At 54.3% G+C, this 19,765-nt stretch carries 16 protein-coding genes; 5 read left to right on the forward strand and 11 right to left on the reverse strand.

Annotation, left to right across the window (positions count from 1 at the left end):
* Nucleotides 1-3: 3 nt before the first annotated feature.
* From KCR01S_RS00305 to flhB, 4 genes are all read right to left on the reverse strand, one after another.
* A complete protein-coding gene (locus KCR01S_RS00305) occupies nucleotides 4-1,590 on the reverse strand; it encodes an MFS transporter (protein ID WP_061279122.1) in 1,587 nt (528 codons plus the stop codon).
* 270 nt (nucleotides 1,591-1,860) lie between these two features.
* Nucleotides 1,861-2,253, reverse strand: a complete 393-nt coding sequence (gene flhE, locus KCR01S_RS00310; protein ID WP_061279124.1) for a flagellar protein FlhE — start codon at nucleotides 2,251-2,253, stop codon at nucleotides 1,861-1,863.
* A complete protein-coding gene (gene flhA, locus KCR01S_RS00315) occupies nucleotides 2,253-4,334 on the reverse strand; it encodes a flagellar biosynthesis protein FlhA (RefSeq protein ID WP_061279126.1) in 2,082 nt (693 codons plus the stop codon). Before flhA ends, flhE begins: the two co-directional genes overlap by 1 nt.
* Nucleotides 4,327-5,481, reverse strand: coding sequence for a flagellar biosynthesis protein FlhB (gene flhB, locus KCR01S_RS00320; protein WP_061279129.1), 1,155 nt, complete (start codon nucleotides 5,479-5,481; stop codon nucleotides 4,327-4,329). Before flhB ends, flhA begins: the two co-directional genes overlap by 8 nt.
* A 548-nt stretch (nucleotides 5,482-6,029) precedes the next feature.
* On the opposite strand from flhB, the gene KCR01S_RS00325 reads away from it, so the two are divergent.
* The 4 genes from KCR01S_RS00325 to KCR01S_RS00340 all read left to right on the forward strand — a co-directional run bounded on the left by KCR01S_RS00325 (nucleotide 6,030) and on the right by KCR01S_RS00340 (nucleotide 11,050).
* Nucleotides 6,030-6,593 (forward strand): fimbrial protein, encoded by a 564-nt coding sequence (locus KCR01S_RS00325; protein ID WP_061279131.1) that lies wholly within the window; start codon nucleotides 6,030-6,032, stop codon nucleotides 6,591-6,593.
* 71 nt (nucleotides 6,594-6,664) lie between these two features.
* Nucleotides 6,665-7,357, forward strand: coding sequence for a fimbrial biogenesis chaperone (locus tag KCR01S_RS00330; protein ID WP_061279133.1), 693 nt, complete (start codon nucleotides 6,665-6,667; stop codon nucleotides 7,355-7,357).
* Nucleotides 7,358-7,365: 8 nt separating this feature from the next.
* Nucleotides 7,366-9,897: a fimbria/pilus outer membrane usher protein gene (locus KCR01S_RS00335; protein WP_156478726.1), complete on the forward strand. Its 2,532-nt coding sequence runs from the start codon at nucleotides 7,366-7,368 to the stop codon at nucleotides 9,895-9,897.
* Nucleotides 9,898-9,901: 4 nt separating this feature from the next.
* Nucleotides 9,902-11,050, forward strand: coding sequence for a fimbrial protein (locus tag KCR01S_RS00340; protein ID WP_061279135.1), 1,149 nt, complete (start codon nucleotides 9,902-9,904; stop codon nucleotides 11,048-11,050).
* A gap of 44 nt (nucleotides 11,051-11,094) precedes the next feature.
* Here KCR01S_RS00340 and cheZ read toward each other — a convergent pair whose 3' ends face one another.
* Genes cheZ through tar form a run of 6 tightly spaced genes read right to left on the reverse strand, consistent with a single transcriptional unit; the run spans nucleotide 11,095 to nucleotide 17,395 of the window.
* Nucleotides 11,095-11,739 (reverse strand): protein phosphatase CheZ, encoded by a 645-nt coding sequence (gene cheZ, locus KCR01S_RS00345; protein WP_061279137.1) that lies wholly within the window; start codon nucleotides 11,737-11,739, stop codon nucleotides 11,095-11,097.
* Nucleotides 11,740-11,749: 10 nt separating this feature from the next.
* Nucleotides 11,750-12,139: a chemotaxis response regulator CheY gene (cheY, locus tag KCR01S_RS00350; RefSeq protein WP_052283477.1), complete on the reverse strand. Its 390-nt coding sequence runs from the start codon at nucleotides 12,137-12,139 to the stop codon at nucleotides 11,750-11,752.
* Between the two features lie 17 nt (nucleotides 12,140-12,156).
* The gene (locus tag KCR01S_RS00355; protein WP_061279139.1) at nucleotides 12,157-13,206 is read right to left on the reverse strand and encodes a protein-glutamate methylesterase/protein-glutamine glutaminase; all 1,050 of its coding nucleotides are present in this window, start codon (nucleotides 13,204-13,206) and stop codon (nucleotides 12,157-12,159) included.
* The gene (cheR, locus tag KCR01S_RS00360; protein WP_061279141.1) at nucleotides 13,203-14,069 is read right to left on the reverse strand and encodes a protein-glutamate O-methyltransferase CheR; all 867 of its coding nucleotides are present in this window, start codon (nucleotides 14,067-14,069) and stop codon (nucleotides 13,203-13,205) included. The genes KCR01S_RS00355 and cheR overlap by 4 nt, the downstream gene beginning before the upstream one ends.
* Before the next feature lie 24 nt (nucleotides 14,070-14,093).
* Complete coding sequence (locus KCR01S_RS00365) at nucleotides 14,094-15,698, reverse strand: methyl-accepting chemotaxis protein (protein ID WP_061279143.1); 1,605 nt, start codon at nucleotides 15,696-15,698, stop codon at nucleotides 14,094-14,096.
* Between the two features lie 38 nt (nucleotides 15,699-15,736).
* Nucleotides 15,737-17,395: a methyl-accepting chemotaxis protein II gene (gene tar / locus KCR01S_RS00370; protein WP_061279145.1), complete on the reverse strand. Its 1,659-nt coding sequence runs from the start codon at nucleotides 17,393-17,395 to the stop codon at nucleotides 15,737-15,739.
* 273 nt (nucleotides 17,396-17,668) lie between these two features.
* On the opposite strand from tar, the gene KCR01S_RS00375 reads away from it, so the two are divergent.
* Nucleotides 17,669-18,931, forward strand: coding sequence for a dicarboxylate/amino acid:cation symporter (locus KCR01S_RS00375; RefSeq protein ID WP_061279147.1), 1,263 nt, complete (start codon nucleotides 17,669-17,671; stop codon nucleotides 18,929-18,931).
* Nucleotides 18,932-19,243: 312 nt separating this feature from the next.
* Here the strand turns inward: KCR01S_RS00375 and cheW are convergent, their stop codons facing one another.
* Nucleotides 19,244-19,747 carry a chemotaxis protein CheW gene (gene cheW, locus KCR01S_RS00380; RefSeq protein WP_052283483.1) on the reverse strand — a complete coding sequence of 168 codons (504 nt, stop codon included), beginning with the start codon at nucleotides 19,745-19,747 and terminating at the stop codon, nucleotides 19,244-19,246.
* Nucleotides 19,748-19,765: the final 18 nt, after the last annotated feature.

Genomic DNA, 19,765 nt, shown 5'->3' on the forward strand with positions numbered 1-19,765 from the left:
TCTTTAACCTCTGTTGTAAGTCGAATTCAATGTTGCAGCCTGCTTCAGCGAAGGTGCAGCAGGTTTATTACGATTCAGATAGCCGATGTTGTTATTACCCCACAGGCATTCGTAAGGCATCCCCGCCAGCATTTCGACGGTGGCACGCGCCTGCGGTGTGACGGACTCAGGCATCACATGACCGGATGTACGCATTTTGGCAGTCTCTTCGCGCAGCACGCTGTGCGTTTTCAGGTTCAGCTTAAAGCGCAGGGAGACCAGGAAGCCGCAGGCCAAAACCGCAATGGTGCCCATGCTGAGGATCATCAGGATGGTATGGCTCACTTCCGGTGGCTGCACTTTCTGGCCTGAAACGAAGCCAGACATCTGCATGATGATACCCACCAGCATCACGGCACCCGCCTGAGACGCTTTACGGGTCAGGGTCATAATCCCTGCGAAGATCCCTTCACGGCGCTGACCGGTAATGACTTCATCAACATCAGCAATATAGGTATAGGTGTTCCATGGAACATAGTTGATCCCCCCGCGGCCCAGACCGGCAATGGCGGAGATCAGCAGCAGCAGCGCGTAGATATCGCTCATGCCCGCATAGTACAGCGCGGCGTAGGAGAAAGAGCCCAGACCGAACAGCACCACCACCATGCGGTACGACGGAGCCGGCCCGAAACGGATACACAGCGGGATCATGGCGATAACGGCGATGAACTGGAAGATAGCCATGGTACCGAGCAGGTTGGAGGCCATTGAGGCTTCCTGCATCAGGACAAACACCACGTAGTAGGTGAAAACAGCATTGAACACGTCCTGCGCGATATAGCCCCCCAGGTACATCCCCAGGTGCTGGCGGAAAATCTTAATCCGCAGCGTGGAGCTCAGCTCGGTGAACAGACGGCTCATACTCTGCGCGAAGGTCAGGTGTTTCTTCTCTTCTTCCGCTTTCAGCGCTGCTTCCGTCCACTCATCGCGCGGACGTTCCCAGGTGAAGAACCAGACAAGAGTCAACATGATGGCGCACAGCACGGAGAATACCAGGCTTGCGTAGAAGAAAGAGACGGCGTTGTCTTTGCCAAAGTAACTTAACAAGATACCCGGCAGGAAGGAGGCCAGAATTGCCGACATCTGCGCCATACCGATACGCGCGCCGGAGAATTTGGTTTTCTGTTTGAAATCGTCGGTCATTTCCGGCACCAGCGTTTCATATGGCACCAGGATCATGGTGTAAACCACGTCAAAAATCAGATAGGTGACGAGGTAATACCAGAAACCCATGTCCCCTACCCACATAAAGGAGTAGCTGAACACGCAAGGAATACCTAACAGAATAAAGAATTTACGCCGACCAAAGCGTTTACCAAACCAGGTCGATCCAAAGTTATCGGTTAAAAAGCCCATCAGCGGACTTACCACCGCATCCAGAACCCTGGCGGTGGCAAAGATAAAGGTCGCTTCGATAGGGGATAAACCACAAAAGGTCGTGTAGAAATAGAGAAGCCATGCTGCGGTTAGCGCGGTCGTTCCTGCACCGAGGAAATCGCCCGAACCGTAGGCGAGGTAGTTCGCCAATCCAATTTTTCGCGTTCTATTCATTAGCCGTCAATCCTGTGTCTTTTATTATGAAACTCCTCCAGCCGATTAAGGCTTCACCCAAAGGAGTACTGACACGGCTACAGTAGAAGTATGTGTAAAGGGATACCTTCCTATTTCTGCCAGTACAGACGCGTGGCTGGCAAAAATGCAAAGAGTCGTGGCACAAGTGTCACTGATTTATAAAACAACGTTTCTTTACTTTCAAAAGCGAGGGTCAAAAATGCGAAGTCGCCACCGAAATCCGATGGCGATTGGTGAAAAGTGCGGCAACTAGCGGTAATTAACGATGATTTGAATGCTTTTCACCCTAAGTGCAGGGATTAATCTCCCGCCACCGGGAACTTCCCAGATAAAGCGGAACGGTTCTGCCGGCGAAACCTGACTAAACGCCATGGTACTGCCGCTGAGTCCATCCAGTTCGATGCAGCGAGTCAACGAGCACAACCGGGTAGAAAGCCCAGCGGGAATCGGACCGTTAAGCTGGATATTCCAGGCTACCCGCGTGGTTGCTCCCTGAACCGGCTGTGAGGAAACCAGCGGCGCGGAAGAGGCCGCCTCGCCGCGATGGTTAAGCGTGATCCCCATCGCGCTGGCCTGCCACGCGCCCTCACCTGCCGCCTGCGCCACCAGTGGCAGGCATAGCAACAACAGCAATTTGCGCATTACTTGCCTCCAATGGTCGCCGTCATGCGGATATTGCGATTGTCGGACAGCTCCAGATTTGACAACACCACCAACTGCGGCAGGCTGCGGCGCAAGAAGCGCGACAACAGCGGACGCAGCGCGTGGTTAACCAACAGCACCGGCGGTGCACCAAGCATTTCCTGACGCGCCAGCGCCTCCTGCGACTGGGCGAGCAAACGGTCGGCCAGTCCCGGCTCCAGACCACCGCCGCCCTGCAGCGCCTGCAGCAACAAACGCTCCAGCGGCGTATCCAGGCCGATAACCTGCACCTCATCATTCCCTGGGAACCAGCGCTGGGTAATCGCCCGCCCCAGCGCCACGCGCACCACTGACGTCAGCTCGCCCGGATCGGTCTGAATCGGCGCGTGCTCCGCCAACGTCTCCAGAATGGTACGCATATCGCGAATCGGCACTTTTTCATCCAGCAGATTTTGCAGCACCTTATGCAGCGTGGTCAGCGTCACCACGCCCGGCACCAGATCCTCGGTCAGCTTCGGCATGTCCTGAGTCACGCGGTCCAGAAGCTGCTGCGCTTCCTGGCGGCCGAACAGTTCCGATGAATGCTGACTAATCAGATGATTGAGATGGGTCGCCACCACAGTACTGGCTTCCACCACCGTAAAGCCCTGGATCTGCGCCTGCTCTTTCAGGGCACTTTCAATCCAGATAGCGGCCAAACCAAACGCCGGATCGGTGGTGACTTCACCCGGCAAGGTCCCTGCCGCTGTCCCCGGGTTAATCGCTAACCAGCGTCCCGGATAGGCTTCACCGCTGCCAATTTCCACCCCTTTGAGCAGAATGCGATAGCGGGCCGGCGGGAGATCCATATTGTCGCGAATATGCACCACCGGCGGCAGGAAGCCCATCTCCTGGGCAAACTTCTTCCGGATACTGCGAATACGGCCTAATAGCTCGCCGTCCTGCTGGAAGTCCACCATCGGAATTAATCGATAGCCTACCTCCATGCCCAGCGTATCCTCGAGTTGAACATCGCTCCAGGTGGCTTCGACGGCCTGGGTGTTACTTTCCGGAGCTTTTACCGGCTGCGGCTGGTCCGGGGCCTTCATTTCACGGCCGCGGATCCACCATGCCAAACCGAGCAGCGCAGCGGTGAAGAGTAAGAACACCAGGTTTGGCATGCCTGGCACCATCCCCAGCAGCCCGAGAACCCCGGCGCTCAGCATCATGACGCGCGGGTTACTGAACAACTGGCCGACCATCTGCTCACCAACGTCCTGATCGGTGCTCACGCGGGTCACGATAACACCCGCGGCGGTAGAGATAACCAGGGCGGGGATCTGGGCGACCAGACCATCGCCGATAGTCAGCAGCGTATACGATTCCGCCGCTTTGCCCAGCTCCAGCCCGTGCTGCAATACGCCTACCAGCAGACCGCCGATGACGTTAATGACCATGATGAGGATCCCGGCGATGGCGTCACCGCGAACAAATTTACTGGCACCGTCCATCGAGCCATAAAAATCGGCTTCCTGGGTCACTTCAGCACGACGTTTTTTCGCTTCATCCTCGCCGATAATCCCGGCGTTAAGGTCAGCATCGATCGCCATCTGTTTACCCGGCATCCCGTCCAGCACAAAGCGCGCACCGACTTCGGCGATACGCCCCGCACCTTTGGTGATAACCATAAAGTTGATGATGACCAGAATAATAAACACCACAATACCGATGGCAAAGTTACCGCCGACCAGGAAGTGGCCAAAAGCTTCAACCACCTTTCCCGCAGCCGCAGCACCAGTATGACCGTCCATCAAAATAATACGCGTGGAGGCCACGTTCAGCGCCAGGCGCAGCAGCGTGGTAAACAGCAAAATGGTTGGGAAGGCGGCAAATTCAAGCGTGCGCTGGGTAAACATCGCCACCAGCAGCACCATAATAGAAAGCGCAATATTAAAGGTGAACAACAGATCGAGGACGAACGCTGGAAGCGGCAGCACCATCATCGACAGAATCAGCAGGATCAGCACCGGGCCGGCAAGCACCTGCCACTGGGTTGATTTCAGGTTGCTGGGAAGACGCAACATTGCGACAAGATTAGCCATCAGAGTCCTTCTCGTTCAAAAAATCCAGTGCCTCAGGCACCGGTATGTTATCCGGTTGTTTCGGCTGCACGCCGCCCGCCAGTTTCCAGCGTTTCAGTTGCCACACCCAGGCCAATACTTCCGCAACGGCGGCGTACAGCGAGCCGGGGATCTGCTGGCCAATATCGGCATGGCGGTACAGTGCACGCGCCAGCGGTGGAGCTTCCAGCATTGGAATCCGATTCTCTTCACCAATTTCACGAATGCGCAGTGCCACAAGCCCCGCCCCTTTGGCAACGACTTTCGGGGCACTCATTTTGTTTTCGTCATACTGAAGCGCTACGGAATAGTGCGTTGGGTTGTTGACGATTACGTCAGCCTTTGGAACATCTGCCATCATCCGTCGCCGCGCCGCCGAACGCTGCATCTGGCGAATACGGCCCTTAACGTGCGGATCGCCTTCACTTTGTTTGAATTCATCACGAATGTCCTGGCGCGACATGCGGAGTTTTTTCAGATGGCTATGGATTTGCCAGAAAACGTCAAACCCCACCATCGGAATGATCCCCAGCGCCACCAGCAGCGCGCACAGCCCCACCATATTGAGGGCATTCCCCATTGCTGAAAGTGGTGATTCACTCACCAGGCGCATCATTTGCGGCCAGTGGAACCACATAAAAAAGCCCGCCACGCTGCCCATCAGCACGGCTTTCATAATCGCTTTGGTTAACTCCGCCGCCGTTTGCGCGGAGAACATCCGTTTGATACCGGGTAACGGGTTAAGCTTATCGAACTTAAACGCTATCGATTTTCCGCTGAAAACCAGGCCACCAAGCATCATTGGCGCCACCAGCGCCACCACCATCACGCCAACAATCAGCGGCATCAGCGCCAGCATGGCTTCTTTTAACAGCAGAATAATTTGCCCGAGGATAAGATTGGGATCGCTAACAATGCTGTGATCAAAGCGCAGGCCTCCTGACAGCAAATTGGCCAGACGACGGGCAAGGGACTCCCCGCCCAACCAAAGCACGCAAACGCCCACCAGCAGCATCAGCACCGATGTGAGCTCGCGGGAACGCGGGATCTGCCCCTCCTCGCGAGCCTTTTCAAGTCGCTGGGGTGTGGGGTCTTCCGTTTTGTCTTCGTTGTCGCTTTCGTCCGCCACGGCCTACATCTGCGATGATTGATGATAAGGCTCATTTTGCCTTCTCACGCGCGGGGCAATGGGGGGAACAAGGGGGTGATTCCCCTCTTTTTGGGCGCTTTAGTGCGGTTAAATGTAATTTCAGAATTTATTCAGGCTGTTTTTGGCGCTCACCTTTCCTCTGCATTTCATTAACCCCAGCGCTAGAATGCCCCTCTAAAATAGACAATATTAATAGTCCATACAGAGATGCAACGTCATATGCCATATTCCGCAATCAATTAAATAACAATCAACTCAATGGTTCAATATTATATCAACTCAATAAATTCACTTGGCAAATGTAATAATTAAATCAAGCGCCATACAATAAAGCATTATCTAAGACAATAAATACCTGAAGTTTTTCAAACGTAAATAAAGCGATAGCATATCGATACGCACAGTATCTTCAGAATATTGAGGTGGCTAATCCATTCATCGAATCAGCTTGCTTCGATTGACGTTCTGATAGGCGTTTGGATGTGGGTTTAACTGTCAAGAAATCGCTAATTATCATGGAGACTACGATGTACTGGAAAACAACATTATTAGCGTTATCACTATTTACTCTTGGTTCATCACCCTCCTGGGCTGATGAAACTAACGCAGGTGAAATTCACTTCACAGGTGAAATCATCTCCCCAAGTTGTGAAATATCCGGAGATTCAGGGAAAAATATCAATGTTTACCTGGGCTCTCCAGCGCCTAGCTATTTTACTGAAAATAGCGGCAAATCGGATGATGTCGCTGTTCCGATTGCGCTGACCAAGTGTCCTGTGGCGACGGCTGGATTATCACAGGTTCAGCTCACGTTTACCGGTACGCCGGTCTCAGGAAAAACGGATATGCTCGAGCTGGATCCGGGCGGTGCTGAAGGGGTAGGCATTACGCTTAGCAGCGAAGAGGACCGTAGCACCTACCTCGATATCACCGGTGCCGAGCATCAAATCTATGTTCCATTACCGTCAACCGCAGATGGCGTTGTCATGACAACGCTCGAAGCTCGCTATGTCTCCCTTAGTGGCACCAGCGAAGGCGTAACCCCAGGCGCGGCAAACGCCAAAGTCACCATCGGTATTCTGTATCGCTAATTGAAGAAGTTTTTATTGAACCACCATAACCTGCTCTGTTGCAGGTTATGGTTTCTGCCTGAAGGATAAAAATGAAAACTCCGCGATTAATCACGCTTTTCACCTTAGCCCTGATTGCTTCTTCTACTGCAGCAAACGCAGAGGGTATTCAACTCGGACGAACGCGAGTGATTTATGATGCCAATAAGAAAGAGGCATCACTTCCCTTGATTAACTCGGAGAAAGAGCTCCCCTGGCTTATTCAGTCATGGGTGATGAATGCCGATAATAAAACCCGCGCACCGTTTATTATCACGCCGCCGTTGTTTCGTCTGGACCCAAAATCTGAGCAAACGCTGAGAATTATGAAAAGTGAAAATATCACCCAGACTAACGTTGAATCACTTTATTATCTTATTGTTCGGATGATTCCAGCCAGCGATCGACAGAATCAGCAAAGCAACGTTCTCAATATCATCTACAAAACGCAGATAAAACTCTTTTACCGGCCCAAAGGATTAGAAGGAAGCGCAGACGATGCCTGTAAAAATCTGCATTTCAGCCAATCAGGCAAACAACTGACAATAGAGAATACCAGCCATTTTTATACTGTCTTCTCGAACCTCACCCTAGGAAGCAGCAAAGTGCAGGCCGATATGGTTGCCCCGCAAAGCAGCGTCACGCTGCCACTCAACGCGCCCATCGCAACCTCATCCGCGTCATGGCACTGCATCAATGATTATGGCGGCGAAACGGTCGCTTATACCGCAGCCCTGTCTTCGTGAAACTCGCCATGATGCAGAAACAACGCTTTCATCCGCTGAATACCCTGCACGCGCTATATGGTGTCGGTGGGCTGCTTCTGCTTAGCGCCCATACGCTGTATGCGCGCGACTTCTATTTTCAACCACAATCGCTTGAAGGCGGCGAAAACGCGCCGCAAGCGGCGGACCTGACCGTTTTTGACAATCCAAAAGCGCAGCTTGCCGGCAGCTATCCGTCTCATATTCTGATCAATAACCAGAAAATTGAGGATCGCACGCTCCGCTATGTCAACGCTGAAGACGGTGCCCTGGTACCGTTATTGACCCCAACCCTACTGCGCAACTGGGGTGTCAAAGTTGACGATTACCCGGATCTGCTTGCCGAGCCCGCAGATAGCACGCTAAAGCAGGAATTGGGGCACTATATCCCTTTGGCCAGCGCTCAGTTTGATTTCCGCAAGCAGAACTTAACGCTCAGCATCCCGCAGGCAGCGCTCGTCCATACGGGAAATGGCTATATCGCCCCTTCTCGCTGGGATGCCGGTGTCCCGGTTGCCTTTGCCGACTACTCATTTAGCGGGCAACAAAATGAAACCTCAGGGAAAAATCACCAGAACAGCCAATACCTTAATTTGCGCAGCGGCGCCAATCTCGGTGGCTGGAGGCTAAGAAATTACGGGACCTGGTCCGGTAGCGATGGCGGTGAAGGGTGGCAAAATATTGCCACCTGGGTACAGCACGACATCCAGGCACTCAAAGCCCAGTTTCTAGCCGGCGAATCCAGCACGCGGGGAGAGGTCTTCGACAGCATCCAATTCAGCGGTGTTAACGTTGCCTCTGATGACGATATGCTCCCCGGCAGCGAACGCGGATTCGCCCCGGTGGTTCGCGGCACCGCCTATACCAATGCCGTGGTTACCGTCAAACAAAATGGCTACACCCTGTATCAGCAAAACGTGGCGCCGGGAGCATTTGAAATTGATGACCTGACGGTATCCACCAACAGCGACGATCTGGAAGTCAGCGTGCAGGAAGCGGATGGCACCGTCCACACCACGACCCAAGCCTTTTCCAGCATCGCTTTGATGCAGCGCCCTTCCCACTTGCGTTTTGAAGCTACGGCTGGCCGCTACCGCGCCGCAACCGGTAGCGGCGATAGAGAACCTGAATTTGCTCAGGGCAGCGCTATCTACGGCATTAATAACCAGCTGACGGCCTTCGGCGGTTTGACGGTGGCGGAAAACTACAGCGCCATCGTCTCTGGTATTGGCATCGGTCTCGGTGCCTGGGGGGCTATTTCCACGGATGTGACCTTCGCAAACAGCGAACTCGATTCGGGTGAACACGATATGGGGCAATCCTGGCGAGTGCTTTACTCCACCGATATCCCGCTAACGAATACCCATATGTCACTTTCTGGATATCGCTATTCCAGTAAAGGCTTCTATAGCTTTGCAGAAGCCAACCAGCGCATTACCGATGACGACGACGAGGATCGCACGGACCACAAACGTGACAGGCTTCAGCTAAACCTCAGTCAGCAATTTGGTGATGGCAACCTCTATCTGAACGGCTACCAACAAAACTACTGGGACAACGATCGCCACGACAGTTCCCTGTCGGCAGGTATGAACTACAGCATGCTGGGGATCAGCTATAACTTCTCGCTCACGTGGAGCGATACCCGTAGCGGAGATGACGATCGTTCAATCTACGTCGGCGTCACTATTCCGTTAAGCCGCTGGCTGCCCAGTAGTTGGGCAAGCTATAGCCTCAATAACAGCCAGCACGGCGCCACCACTCAAAACGTCGGCCTCAATGGCTCATTGCTGGCGGACAACAGCCTGAGCTACTCGCTCCAGCAAAGTCATAGCACCCAGGCCCCCAAAAACAGCAGCAGCCTCTACGGTACCTGGTATGCCCAATACGGCAGACTGAATGCGGGTTATTACAGCGCAACCGACGGCACCCGGCAGATAAGCTATGGTGCGACAGGTGCGGTAGTCGCCCATCCTCATGGCGTGACGCTGTCTCAGCCATTGGGTAATCAGTTCGCCATTGTAGATGCTGACGGCGCGCCGGGCATCGGCTTTGAGAATCAGCGCGGGATCCGCACCGACTGGTTTGGCAACGCGATTATTCCTTCGCTTTCCGCCTACCGTGAAAACCGCATCGGCGTCGTGACTGACCAGCTTCCGGATGATGTCGACAGCGACAATACGGCCACCACGGTGGTGCCAACGCGTAACGCCGCCGTCGTCGCGCATTTCAATGCGCATCGCGGCTATAGAGCATTGATAACCTTAACCCAGCCGAGCGGGAAATCCGTACCTTTTGGCGCTATCGTCACCTCATCTGATGGGCTAAACAGCGGTATCGTCGATGACCAGAGTACCGTCTATCTTGCCGGACTTGGCGAGTCGGTGACGCTTCGCGTCAAATGGGGAAACCGACCGCAACAGAGATGCACTGCAGCTGTTGTCGCCGAGGGTGACAATAACCTTAAAGACGATGCCGCAGGGATTAAACGCATCCGCACCGTGTGCAACCAGGGAGGATAATCACGTGTCGCACAACCCTATCTTTCGCTTTACGGTTAAACGCCGTTTTAAAATCATTCTGCTACTGGCAACGCTGGCTTTCACCCTACACGTCAATGCCGCAGCAACCTTCTTAACCGGCTGCTTCCCGGTTAAGGGGGACGTTAAAGTGACGCTGAATGATGAACTCAGCTCAGCGATGAACTATGCCGGTAATACCATTTCGCCGCTGAATAATTACATGATCCCGGCAGAGCCGCTGCCGGCCCAATGCAGCAGTTGCCCAGGCTTAAGGAGCACGGACAAGGAGAACATGTACTCCTACCGCGCGACGCCGCTCATGGCAGGCTCAACCCCGGGCTACGGTAAACTCACCGACAAGCTGGATATCCAGTTAACCCTATTTACCGACACCGTGGCCGGAGGAGGAACGCTGACTAAGCTGACGACTTACCCCATAACCGCGCCGCCGACGAGCACCTTCGAAGGCACGAATGATGAATCTACGCAGAGTCTATGCGCCAAAAGCCCTGCCGCAGGCGTTCCCCAGCGAACATTCAACTGGAATAAGCTGACCGCCTCGATCCATATTGTCCAACCCATTTTTGGTACGGAACTCATCCCAACTCAAACGCTGGCGGAAACCAGCCTGTGTATATTTTACGGCACCGGTTCCTGTTCTTTTGCCAACGCACAGTTAGCCTCCCGAATGACTATTTCAGGATCTTTAAGTGCCCCTTTGAGTTGTACTATCAACGCCGGTAGCATCATTAACGTCGACTTCAACTCTGTCGCCAGCTCTAACTTTGTCGCTCAAGGCCAGCCACCGGTTGGCTTCGCTCTACGCGATGTGGATATCAATTTCCACTGTGATAACCCAGCGTCGGACAACACAGACAAAATCAAACTGACGCTCACCTCTGATCAAGGGGTTAGCGATACGGGAACGGGTTATATTGCCAAAATGATGGGACGGGATGATATTGGCGTACGCATGTACGACAGCAACAATCTTAACGTCGCACTTGATGGCAGCATGGAATTCCCGATCAAGCTCGACGGCAACGGGGATGGCCATATTCTGATGTCTGCGGCCCCGGTAGCCACCACCAGCGCGCAGCCGGCTCCCGGTAAGTTTGAAGGCAATGTAACGGTAAGAATGGATATAAAGTAACCTATCCGGAAAGCAAAATGGCCCGCTAGCGGGCCATTTGACTATCAGAATCCCAGGCTATCGAGCAGATCGTCCACCTGGTCCTGGCTTGCCACCACGCCCGCTTTTGAAGTATCCACCTGCGGGCCATTGAGCAGACTGTCATTTTCACGCTTCTGGCGTGCGCCCTGCTCAGGCATATTTTCCAGCAGCACCATTAACAACTGGCGCTCAATTTCCTGGATAACATCCATCATGCGCTTAATCACCTGACCGGTCAGGTCCTGGAAATCCTGCGCCATCATAATTTCAAGCAGTTGGGCGTTAGTGAAGCTGGTGTGCCCCGGCACCTCACCAAGGTATTTCCGCGTATCGCTCACCAGTTCGCGGGCATCGGCCAGCTCAATCGGGTTTTCAAACCACGCATCCCAGCGCGTGCTGAGGGCTTTCGCCCCTTTTTCCATTTCGTCCTGGTGTGGCTGAGACGCTTCCACGCTGTTGAGCGCACGCTCAGCAGCCTGCGCGGTCATCTGCACCACATAATCCAACCTGTCGCGCGCATCCGGGATCGCTTCTGCCGCCTCGGCAATGGCCTGATCCAACCCTAACTCACGCAGGCTGTCGCGCAGCATACGGGTCAGATTGCCAATACGGCTAATGATATCCGCGGCCGAATGTTCTTCGCCGGGCTTAATGAAAGATTGCATCATGGTCGTCACCTTACATGCCCAGTTTCTCGAAGATTTTGTTCAGTTTTTCTTCCAGAGTCGCCGCGGTAAACGGCTTAACCACATATCCGCTGGCCCCCGCTTGCGCAGCGGCGATAATGTTTTCTTTCTTCGCTTCCGCCGTGACCATCAGCACCGGCATGGCCGCCATCGCGCCGTTGGCACGAATGGTTTTCAGCAGCTCCAGTCCGTCCATATTTGGCATGTTCCAGTCGGAGATGACAAAACCAAACCCGCCCGCATTCAGTTTGTTCAACGCATCAACGCCGTCCTCGGCTTCTTCCACGTTGTTGAACCCCAGCTCTTTCAGCAGGTTACGCACGATGCGACGCATGGTGGAAAAGTCATCCACAACCAAAAACTTAAGCTCTTTATCCGCCATAAAATAATTCTCCTGATTCAAATACGTATTGCCTGTCCGGCACTGATTTTCGCCAGCATTTGCTGGCTTACCTGGCTAAGATCGACCACTTCGCTGACACCACCGGAATTGATGGCTTCACGCGGCATGCCGAACACCACACAACTGGCTTCATTCTGCGCAATGGTCCAGGCGCCGGCCTGATGCATCGCCAACATTCCGGCCGCGCCGTCGTTGCCCATGCCCGTCAGGATCACCCCTACCGCATTGCGCCCGGCATTTTTCGCCACCGAATGAAACAGCACATCCACCGACGGGCGATGCCGGTTAACCGGCGGCCCATCATGAATTTTGATTTGATAGTTCGCCCCACTGCGCGCCAGCTCCATATGTTTGTCGCCCGGCGCAATATAAGCGTGTCCCGGCAACACGCGTTCACCATCCTCGGCCTCTTTCACCGTTATCTGGCACAGCTTGTTCAACCGCTCCGCAAATGACCGCGTAAAGCCCGGCGGCATGTGCTGTGTGATAAGAATCGCTGGGCTGGTCAACGGCAGCGGCTGCAAGACGTGGCGAATGGCTTCCGTTCCGCCCGTGGACGCGCCAATCACCAGCAATTTTTCCGAGCTCAGCATCGGACCGGCCTTTAGCGCCTTCGGCGCGCCCAGAGATTTGTGCGCGCTAATCTGCGCCCGCGCTGCCGCCCGGACTTTATCGGCAATCATTTCGCTGTACGCCAGCATTCCCTCGCGAATGCCGATCTGCGGTTTGGTGACGAAATCTATTGCGCCCAACTCCAGCGCGCGTAGTGTCACTTCCGATCCTTTCCCCGTGAGCGAAGAAACCATCACCACCGGCATGGGGCGCAGGCGCATCAGTTTTTCCAGAAAATCGAGACCGTCCATGCGCGGCATTTCGACATCCAGCGTCAGCACATCCGGATTGTATTTCTTGATAAGATCGCGGGCGACCAACGGATCGGGAGCCGTCGCCACCATCTCCATGTCGTCATGTTCATTGATAATCTCAGTCATGATTTGCCGCATCAGCGCCGAATCATCGACCGACAAGACCCTGATTTTACTCATGCTCTTCCCTTACTTAGCGCATAGACCGTTTGTCCGCGCAGGCTGAATTCACGCGCGATATGGCTGAAGTTCTCCGAATGTCCGGCAAACAGCAGTCCATCCGGTTTTAGCAGCGGCACGAAACGTTTTAAAATCTCCTGCTGGGTCGCCTTATCGAAGTAGATCATGACGTTTCGACAGAAGATCGCATCGAACGGCCCCGAAATCGCGTAATGAGAGCTCAGCAAGTTCAACGCGCTGAAATCCACGTAGTTCGCCAGCTCTGAACGTACGCGCACCAGACCATCGTGTGGACCGGTGCCGCGCATGAAATAGCGCTGAAGCTGTTGCTGGGAGAGCGTCTTTAACTCTTCCAGGCGATAAATTCCGCTCTGCGCTTTTTCAAGTACTTCGGTGTCGATATCACTGGCTACCACCCGCCAGCGCCCCGGCGCCGTTCCCAGCGTGTCGGCAAGCGTAATGGCAATGGAATAAGGCTCCTCGCCGGTTGATGCCGCCGCGCTCCACACCCGATACTCACCCTGCCGCCGCGCGGCATGTTCAGCCAGCGTCGGGAAATGATGCGCCTCGCGGAAGAACGCCGTCAGATTGGTGGTCAGCGAATTAATAAACGCCTGCCACTCCGCGCTGTCGCTATTGGCTTCCAGCAGGCTGAGATAATGACCAAAATCCTCCAGATTCAGCGTCCGCAGACGCCGAACGAGGCGGTTGTAAACCATGTCACGTTTATGATCCGCCAGCACGATGCCCGCGCGCTGGTAGATCAATTGACAGATCCGACGAAACTGCGCGTCGGTGAGCGTCAGGCGCTGCGTCAGCTGGCTCAGTAGTTGCGATTGCCCATTTGGCAGAGATACAGTCATAGCGCCTTCTTACATCACATCACTTCATGAAACTGCGGGTATCGCAGACAGCACAACGCTTTCGCGCGGCGCTTCTGCCTTCACTTCGTCAAGCTCAAATACAGAAACAACGGTGGTTAAATGATCGGCCTGGCTTGCCAACTGTTCCGTCGCAGCGGCGCCCTGTTCAACCAACGCGGCGTTTTGCTGCGTCACCTGATCCATCTGGCTTACCGCCTGCGCAACCTGCTCAATTCCGCGACGCTGCTCGTCGGACGCCGAGGCGATTTCGCCCATAATGTCGTTGACCCGGGTCACCGACTGGACGATTTCCGTCATCGTATTCGCCGAGGTTTCCACCAGCGCCGAACCTTCCTGCACGCGAGCCACCGACTCTTCGATCAGACCTTTAATCTCTTTGGCTGCCTGAGCGCTGCGGCTGGCGAGGTTACGCACTTCTCCGGCAACCACCGCGAAGCCGCGGCCCTGCTCTCCGGCGCGCGCGGCTTCCACCGCCGCGTTGAGGGCCAGAATATTGGTCTGGAAGGCGATACCATCGATAACGCTGATAATGTCGCTGATTTTCTTCGAACTGGTGGCGATGTTGTGCATTGTCTGCGCAACGTGGCTGGCCTGTTCGCCGCCGCGCTTGGCGGTATCAGCAGCCCCATGGGCCAGATTCGATGCCTGACGAGCGTTGTCGGCGTTTTGGCTGACCGTGGCGGTCAGTTGTTCCATGCTGGCCGCGGTTTCGGCCAGCGAAGCCGCCTGCTGTTCGGTACGTGCAGAAAGATCGTTATTGCCGGCGGCAATTTCCGAAATGCCGGTATGCATGGCATTGCTGCCCTCACGCACGTGCCCTACGGTTTCACGCAGGGAATGCTGCATGGTTTTCAGACCGGCAAAGATAGCGCTGATTTCATTTTTACCGTACACCGATACCGGGCGCGCCAGGTTGCCTTTGGCAATCCCCTCAAAGTGGCTGCTAATGATGGCGAGTGGTTTAACAATCATATGCCGCACCCACCACAGCGCGCCGACGGTCAGCAGTACGGAAATAAGCACCATGGCGACAAAGGTAATCGTCGAACGGTGGTAGTCGCTCTGGCTTTCTCGCTCGGCGGCCGCCACGTAGTTCTCGATATTTTTACGCCAGCTCTCATAGTCATTGTCGAACTGGTCCTGGGTTTTTTGCACCGGCGCCGCGACAAATTCCGCCAGCTGGTTGTTCTCAAGCCAGGCGGTCTGATGCGCCAACATTTCATGCCACGCGGTGAAGGTTTTTTCCGTCTGACTTTGCAACGCTTTGTCGTGGGCGCTCATCAACGGCAGAGCCATAAATCCTTTAAACAAAGCATCTGCCTCGGAAAGCTCCTGCTTAACGTCATCGATCATGCTGCGCACTTCCGTTGGCGGATAGCTCAGCGCCGTCAGGGTGCCGGCTTTGTTCAACATTGTGCTCGCCTGCAGCATCGCCGCACGAGACTCGGTTAAGGTATTTAGCTGCTGGCTGCTCTGGTCAACCTGGTAAATGTTGTTTTGCCCATCGCGAAAAGCCCAAAAGGAGAGTCCATTACTGCCAATCTGCAAAATCCCGCAGATAATCAAAATCAGAAATAACGTGGTAGAGATTCGAATACGATAAAGCATCACCACACTCCTAAAAGCGGCAAGTGCCGCGGGTAAAATTAAAAGGTTTCCCAGTTGTTATCCGTTCGGCTGCCGGCGCTCGCCGCAAGCCGCACGGGTGCCGCCTGCGCAGATACCGCAGTTTGTGTATTCCGGTTCACCGCCGTGGCGTTAAGGCGAAATGCCGCAACGGCCTGATTCAAACGCTCAGCCTGATCTTCAAGTGCCGCCGCCGCAGAAGCCGACTCTTCCACCAGCGAGGCGTTTTGCTGCGTCACGCTGTCCATCTCCGCCACCGCAATAGCCACCTGGTCGATACCCCGACTCTGTTCATCGGAGGCCGAGGCAATTTCACCCATGATGTCGGTTACGCGGGTCACCGCATTGACGATATCAGTCATGGTTTCACCGGCGCTTTCGACCAGCACCGATCCGGTATCGACACGAGAGACAGAATCTTCAATTAATGCTTTGATCTCTTTTGCCGCCTGCGCACTGCGGCTGGCAAGATTACGCACTTCGCCAGCCACCACCGCAAAGCCGCGCCCTTGTTCCCCAGCGCGAGCCGCTTCGACGGCGGCATTAAGCGCCAGAATATTAGTCTGGAAGGCAATGCCGTCGATAACCCCGGTAATATCGGATATTTTCTGTGAACTGGCAGCGATCTCATGCATGGTGTTCACCACGCCGTTGACCACGTTGCCACCGCGCTGGGCAGTTTCGGACGCGCTTAATGCAAGATGAGAAGCCTGACGGGCATTTTCGGCGTTCTGTTTCACCGTTGCCGTGAGCTGTTCCATGCTGGCGGCGGTCTCCTCCAGCGACGCAGACTGTTGTTCCGTCCGCGCAGACAGATCGTTATTACCGGCGGCGATCTCACTGGTTCCATGATAGATAGCTTCCGCCCCTTCGCGGACGTGCGTCACGGTATCGATCAGCGAATTCTGCATATGGGTGACGGTATCACCCAGCTCGGTAATTTCATTTCGGCCGCGCAGCGTCAGACTCTGAGTCAGATCACCCGCCGCAATATGGCGAATGTGCCCCATGACCGCCGCCAGCGGTTTCAGCAAGATGGCGCGAATACCGAACCATGCCCCGACCATGACCAATACCAGCACCACGGCCAGCACTGCCAGTTGCCAACGCGCAATCTGATAATCACGGCTGCTGGTGGTAAAGGCGCGTTGATAGAGTTGCTCACTTTGCGTGGAATACTGGTTCATGGCTTCGCCGAGCGCGTTCTGCATTCCTTGCGTGGGCTGGGCAAAGTAGGCGTCCATATTGCCGCTCTCAAGGAAACCCACCAGCTCCTGTAGCGCAGCAAAATAGCTGTTATAGGTTTTCGTCACCTGCGCACTGATTTCGTTCATCGCAGGCTGGGGAGGAAGTTGGCTAAAGCGTTCGAAGTGGCCAGCCGCCTGAGTCAGCGTGGTTCTGGCATTTTTCAGCAGTTCGTTTTTGGCACTGCTCTGCTGGTTATTGGTGTCCATCATCATCCGCGCCGACGAGCGGCTGAGGTTGATACGGGTTTGCAGCATCAGACCCCACGCCTTGGTGAGTTCCGTTTGTTGCGTGCGCAGCGAATTGGAGAGCGCAAAGCTCTGTTGGTTTTGGTGCAACGAGGAAAAAAGAAAGCTCCCCGAAAGTAACTGCAGAAGTGCGAAGACGACCAGCACCAACATCAGCAGTGTGACAACGCGGATACGGTTTAACATACAACACCTTCTCTATATTCAGTTACCGCTGTTATCGGCATCCTAAATAGAAACTTTACGAGCGCTCAGAGTAAAAATCGCAGGCAGGAGAAGGGGTCAGACCAGGGGGAGACGCGAGTCACTGAATCACAACGCTTTTTATAAAATATAAAAAAAAGTTGTAAATGCCCCCACTTTCATACAATTTATGTAATGAATGAATTGATGGCATTACATAATAAAAAAACATTTCTTCATCGCGGGGCAATTTCGTAATCTGACGGGGTATTTTTTGTGGCAAACGCAAACAAACTCACGATTTTTATCGTGATTTTCATGCTGGCGGGGATTCTCACCGGCGCAATGATCCATTCCTATGCATCAGCAACCACCATCGAAGTCTGGTCTGGCAACATCACGCTGTTCACCGACATCTTCCTGCGTCTAATCAAAATGGTCATTGCGCCATTAGTGTTTAGTACGTTGACCGTGGGCATTATGAAGCTCGGCGAAACCTCCACCATTGGTCGCGTGGGTGGGAAAGCGATGGTCTGGTTTATCAGCTCTTCGGTGCTGTCTATTCTGGTCGGCCTGTTTATCGTGACGCTGCAACAACCCGGTAGCGGCCTGAACTTAGCGATTCCTAAAGACACGGTCGATACCGGTCTGGCGGTGAGCGGGATGAGCCTGAAAGGCTTCCTGTCACACACTATTCCGACCAGCATCGTCGGCGCGATGGCCGATAACGAAATTCTGCAGATTGTGGTCTTCTCGATGTTCTTTGGCATCGGCGGCGCCTCGCTCGGCCAGAAGTTCAACGCACCGCTGGTTGCCGCGCTGGACGTGGTTTCGCACATTATGCTCAAGGTCACAGGCTACGTGATGTACGTTGCGCCGCTGGCGATTTTTGCCGCCATTTCGTCGGTCATTGCCACCGAAGGGCTGGGCATTTTGCTCAACTACGCCTCGTTTATCGGCGGCTATTATGTCGCGATTGTACTGACCTGCTGCGTGCTGGTCGCTATCGGGTATATGGTGCTGAAAAAGGATGTTTTCCGTCTGCTCAGCATGCTTAAGGATCCGGTACTGGTAGCGTTCACCACCAGCAGCTCCGAAGCGGCTTATCCAAAAACCCTGGAACAGCTGACCAAATTTGGCTGTTCGCGCAATATCGTCTCCTTCGTGCTACCGATTGGCTATTCCTTTAACCTCGTCGGTTCGATGGTGTATTGCTCTTTCGCCTCGATGTTTATTGCCCAGGCCTACAACATTCATCTGAGCTTCTCTGAGATTGCCGTGCTGATGCTGACGCTGATGCTGGCTTCCAAAGGGATTGCCGGGGTGCCGCGCTCTGCGCTGGTGGTGCTGGCAGCAACCATCCCAAGCTTCAATATTCCAGTCGCCGGGATTTTACTGCTGATGGGCATTGACCACTTCCTCGATATGGGTCGTTCAGCGATCAACGTGTTGGGTAACGGCGTGGCCACGGCGATGCTGTCGCAAAACGAAGGCCAACTGGCGCAAGAAGAGCCGGAAATGGCGCAGCAGAATATGTAAGCCTGCTGTTTTCTTCCCGGGTGATCATGTCACCATACCGCCGGGAAGAATGATCTCACCGTAGCCAGACCGCCCGGTCTGGCTAAATCAATGGTCCTACTTCTCCTGCCGACATCTCCTGACAACGCCCCTACTCTACCGCCGCGGCATTCTCGCCAAAGCCGATGCAGATCCGTTTTATGGCAAAGAACACGATGTTGGAGATCAGCGACAAAGCGTTGCGATCGGCAGCCAGGGCGGAGGGTGAGAAAGAGGAGTGCGCCGTTGTTGGAACAAGGGTTCATCGTTGTGCGACGATGAACCCTTTCGTTATCAGGCGGCGTGGCTGGCGGCGCTGTCGAGCAGAGCCATCTCTTCGCTATTGAGCAGTTTCTCAATATTAACCAGAATCAGCATCCGGTCGCCCAGTGCACCAAGACCGGTCAGATACTCGGTCGACAGCGTCACCGCAAATTCCGGTGCCGGACGAATTTGTTCTGACGCCAGCGACAGCACGTCGGATACGCCATCAACCACAATACCGACCACGCGCTGGCCAAGATTAAGCACAATCACCACGGTATTATCGTTGTACTCGACGTCTTCCTGGCTGAATTTCACCCGCAGATCGACAATCGGCACAATCACACCGCGCAGGTTGGTGACGCCTTTAATAAACGCCGGCGTGTTGGCAATGCGCGTCACCTGATCGTAGCCGCGGATCTCCTGTACCTTCAGGATATCAATGCCGTACTCTTCATTGCCCAGCGTAAATACCAAAAATTCTTGCCCTGTCGGTTCACCCGCCAGCTTTGTTACATTCGTCATACCGGTCATGTTTTTACCTTTTCTCTG

The sequence above is a fragment of the Kluyvera cryocrescens NBRC 102467 genome (genome assembly GCF_001571285.1).
GTDB classification, from domain to species: domain Bacteria; phylum Pseudomonadota; class Gammaproteobacteria; order Enterobacterales; family Enterobacteriaceae; genus Kluyvera; species Kluyvera cryocrescens.

Coding starts and splice junctions, on each gene's coding strand:
- flhE (WP_061279124.1), bottom strand. CDS start 2,253: ATGCGCAAATTGCTGTTGTTGCTATGCCTGCCACTGGTGGCGCAGGCG.
- KCR01S_RS00330 (WP_061279133.1), top strand. CDS start 6,665: ATGAAAACTCCGCGATTAATCACGCTTTTCACCTTAGCCCTGATTGCT.
- cheR (WP_061279141.1), bottom strand. CDS start 14,069: ATGACTGTATCTCTGCCAAATGGGCAATCGCAACTACTGAGCCAGCTG.
- KCR01S_RS00355 (WP_061279139.1), bottom strand. CDS start 13,206: ATGAGTAAAATCAGGGTCTTGTCGGTCGATGATTCGGCGCTGATGCGG.
- tar (WP_061279145.1), bottom strand. CDS start 17,395: ATGTTAAACCGTATCCGCGTTGTCACACTGCTGATGTTGGTGCTGGTC.
- cheY (WP_052283477.1), bottom strand. CDS start 12,139: ATGGCGGATAAAGAGCTTAAGTTTTTGGTTGTGGATGACTTTTCCACC.
- KCR01S_RS00305 (WP_061279122.1), bottom strand. CDS start 1,590: ATGAATAGAACGCGAAAAATTGGATTGGCGAACTACCTCGCCTACGGT.
- KCR01S_RS00325 (WP_061279131.1), top strand. CDS start 6,030: ATGTACTGGAAAACAACATTATTAGCGTTATCACTATTTACTCTTGGT.
- KCR01S_RS00335 (WP_156478726.1), top strand. CDS start 7,366: ATGATGCAGAAACAACGCTTTCATCCGCTGAATACCCTGCACGCGCTA.
- cheW (WP_052283483.1), bottom strand. CDS start 19,747: ATGACCGGTATGACGAATGTAACAAAGCTGGCGGGTGAACCGACAGGG.
- cheZ (WP_061279137.1), bottom strand. CDS start 11,739: ATGATGCAATCTTTCATTAAGCCCGGCGAAGAACATTCGGCCGCGGAT.
- flhA (WP_061279126.1), bottom strand. CDS start 4,334: ATGGCTAATCTTGTCGCAATGTTGCGTCTTCCCAGCAACCTGAAATCA.
- KCR01S_RS00365 (WP_061279143.1), bottom strand. CDS start 15,698: ATGCTTTATCGTATTCGAATCTCTACCACGTTATTTCTGATTTTGATT.